The sequence below is a fragment of the Neisseria sp. P0009.S007 genome (genome assembly GCF_051962515.1).
On record NZ_JBQCVF010000661.1, the window covers coordinates 1 to 901 of the forward strand.

The following is a 901-nucleotide window of genomic DNA, read 5'->3' on the forward strand; positions in this document are numbered from 1 at the left end:
CGTTTTTCGTTGACTGTGTCGGGCGAATCGAGCAGGGCGCGGTGCATATTGATGGCTTTGTCGTTTTCGCCGCGTTGACGGTAGAGCTTGCCTAGGGTCAGGTTTAAGTCGTATGACTGCGGCTGTTGGTCAATCACTTCCGCCAATTCGCGCGCGGCGCGGCCACTGTTGCGGTCAACGAGGGCGTCAAGGCTTTTGTAAAACCCTGCCGGTATGCTTTTAGCCTGTTTCAGGACGGTCTTCATATCGACGCGCGCGGCAAACCAGCCCATAGCGAAGAAAACGGGGAGGAGGACGATGGGCAGTAAGATGACCCACAATTCGTTGTCCATGGTATTCCTTTATTGATTGGTGGCATTACGCTTTGGGAGTGGCTTCGGAAGTCGTTGCCGGTGTTTCGGTTTTGACCGGGGTCAGGTCTTTTTCGGAAAGGTGGGCGTATTTTTTCACTTCGGCACGCAGGCGGTTGTTTTCGCTGCGCAGGGACAGCAGACGGCCGAAGAGGGCAAACATACCGAACACGATACCGATAATAAATGCACCGAAAAGCACGACAATTAGCGGCAGATTGATGTTTTGGCCGGGCAGGTAGAAGAAGGATACGGTGTGGGTATTGGTAATGGCCAGCAGGAGGAAAACAAGAAGAATCAGGATTTTGATGATGGTATAGATGAGTTTCATGGGTTACTCCGGGTTGGCTGCGGTTGGGGCAGGCCGTCTGAAAAATGGTATCAGTTTAAACGATTTGCCGGATTTCGGATAGAACGGCATGTTTCAGACGGCAGGGGAGATGGTGTCTTTATGCTGACGGGTACTTGTCAAACCCATATTGAAAGGCGTATTGTTCAGTCTTTAGTTATTATCTTACAAATCAGAATAAGAAAGGCAATCATCATGAGCA

The 901-nt window shown here is 50.5% G+C and carries 2 protein-coding genes; both read right to left on the minus strand.

Going from position 1 to position 901, the window contains the following annotated elements; genetic code table 11:
• Positions 1-332 (minus strand): tetratricopeptide repeat protein (locus tag ACTHS3_RS15510; RefSeq protein WP_440368442.1); only part of this gene is annotated, 332 nt, incomplete at its 3' end.
• Positions 333-357: 25 nt separating this feature from the next.
• Complete coding sequence (locus ACTHS3_RS15515; RefSeq protein ID WP_004521063.1) at positions 358-681, minus strand: LapA family protein; 324 nt, start codon at positions 679-681, stop codon at positions 358-360.
• Between the last annotated feature and the right edge of the window lie 220 nt (positions 682-901).